This is a genomic window from Brevibacterium picturae, assembly GCF_030453725.1.
Taxonomy (GTDB): Bacteria; Actinomycetota; Actinomycetes; order Actinomycetales; family Brevibacteriaceae; genus Brevibacterium; species Brevibacterium sandarakinum_A.
Map to the genome: position 1 here is coordinate 1 of NZ_JAKDJU010000321.1, position 1,826 is coordinate 1,826.

The window sequence follows — 1,826 nt, forward strand, 5'->3', positions numbered from 1 at the left end:
CGGCGATCGCGACCCTGGTGGCGATGGTGGCCGGCAACTTCGGCATCATCGAATCACCGCAATACCTCGTGGCGGCCGGAATCGTCCTGCTCCTGCCCACGCAATCCCTGTACGCATCCGTTCAGGACGCCCTGACGGACTTCCCGCTCACCGCCGCCGGAAAGATGGTGGGGGTGGTCCTGACCCTGGCGGGCATCGTGTCGGGGCTGGCCCTGGGAGTCGTCACCGGAGAGGCGATCGGTCTCGACCCGATCGAGGTCCTCGTACCGAAGACCGGTGTGCACGTGCTCACCGCGATCGTGTCAATGGCAGCAGCAGCCGTGGTCTCCATGGCCGGAGTCGTCGGCATGCAGTCGACGAGGCGATTCATCCTGCCGGCCGCATTCGTCGGACTCGCTTCCTACATCACGATGACGTCACTGACGATCCTCGCCATCGACAACGTCCTGGCCAGTCTGCTGGCGGCGACCGTGACCGGCTTCCTCGCTCGGCCGCTGTCCCTGCGATTGGGTGCACCCGCCATCGTGCTCATGATTCCCGCGATCTACACCCTGCTGCAGGGGCTGTCGATCTTCACCGCCGTCTATCAGATCGTCGCCGAATCGGAGACGACGTCCTTCGCAGTGGGACTGTCCTCGCTGTTCACCGCGATCCTGGCCAATGCCGCCCTGGCCGTGGGAGCTGTGCTCGGCAGCTATCTGGCCAGGCCGTTGAAGAACCTCAAGGCCGACGCCGTGGAGAAGACCGCGGAGTCCGCGCGCTCGGCCGACTCGACGATCACCATGGACACGGTCGAACCCCGCGACTGAACGTCGGTCACACAATCGAAGTGGGCGGCTGGCGTTCGTGCCTCGGACTCTCTCCGGGGCCGAGCCCGGGTTCAGTCCTGGGGCGGGAGGCTCCAGTCGATGGGCGCCAGGCCCTTCTGTGCGAGCAGATCGTTCGTGCGGGAGAACGGCTGGGATCCGAAGAAGCCCCTGCTGGCCGACAGCGGTGACGGGTGCGCGGACTCGATGATCGCGACCTCGGAGCGACCAGACTGCAGCATCGGTGCCAGATTCCTCGCGTCACGGCCCCAGAGAATCGCCACGAGCGGCTGGTCCCGGTCGACGAGTGCGGCTATCGCCTGCTCCGTGATGGCCTCCCAGCCGCGCTTGCGGTGGGAGGCAGGTTCGCCCGGTGCAACGGTGAGCACCCTGTTGAGCAGCATGACTCCCTGCCGCGACCAGGCCTGCAGATCACCGTGGGCGGCAGGGGCGATGCCGAGATCGGAGGCAAGCTCCTTGTAGATGTTCGTCAGCGACCGGGGGAGCGGTCGCACATCGGGGTCGACGGCGAAGGACAGACCGATCGCATGCCCGGGCGTCGGATAGGGATCCTGACCGACGATGAGCACCTTCACCTCGGCGAGGGGCTCTGCAAAGGCGCGGAACACCGCGTCTCCGGCGGGCAGGTAACTGCGCCCGGCCGCGATCTCCTCCCGAAGGAAGTCGCCCATGGCATGGATGCGATCGGTCTGGCCGGACAGCGCCGTGGCCCAGTCGGGGGACATGATCTCGGTCAGTTCAGCTGTGGACGTCATGCCCGAGATTCTACCGATGGACTGCCACCTCCCCGATCCGCGATCGACCGGGTGTGGGGCCGGGCCCAGGGCAGGGTGCCGATGTGCACACAACGCAGATGAGGTGTGCATCATCGCTTACCGTCCCGGCATTCTTTTCGCCCCGGGGCAGGCGATATGCTCGACGGTGAGAGTTCATCGCAGAACTGAGTAGGTGAAAGGATCACAATGTCGCAATTTCCCGAGGCCACGAACTGGAAGATGT

General features: G+C 65.7%; 2 protein-coding genes. One reads left to right on the top strand and one right to left on the bottom strand.

Annotated features, from left to right (window positions below):
* A partial coding sequence (locus L0G76_RS16010) for a threonine/serine exporter family protein (protein ID WP_304358116.1) occupies positions 1-809 on the top strand: 809 nt, incomplete at its 5' end.
* 71 nt (positions 810-880) lie between these two features.
* Here L0G76_RS16010 and L0G76_RS16015 read toward each other — a convergent pair.
* Positions 881-1,582 carry a uracil-DNA glycosylase gene (locus L0G76_RS16015; RefSeq protein ID WP_304358117.1) on the bottom strand — a complete coding sequence of 234 codons (702 nt, stop codon included), beginning with the start codon at positions 1,580-1,582 and terminating at the stop codon, positions 881-883.
* Positions 1,583-1,826 lie beyond the last annotated feature (244 nt).

Bases quoted from the DNA above. Each gene is read 5' to 3' on its own strand.
- L0G76_RS16015 (WP_304358117.1), bottom strand. From the start codon at position 1,582: ATGACGTCCACAGCTGAACTGACCGAGATCATGTCCCCCGACTGGGCC.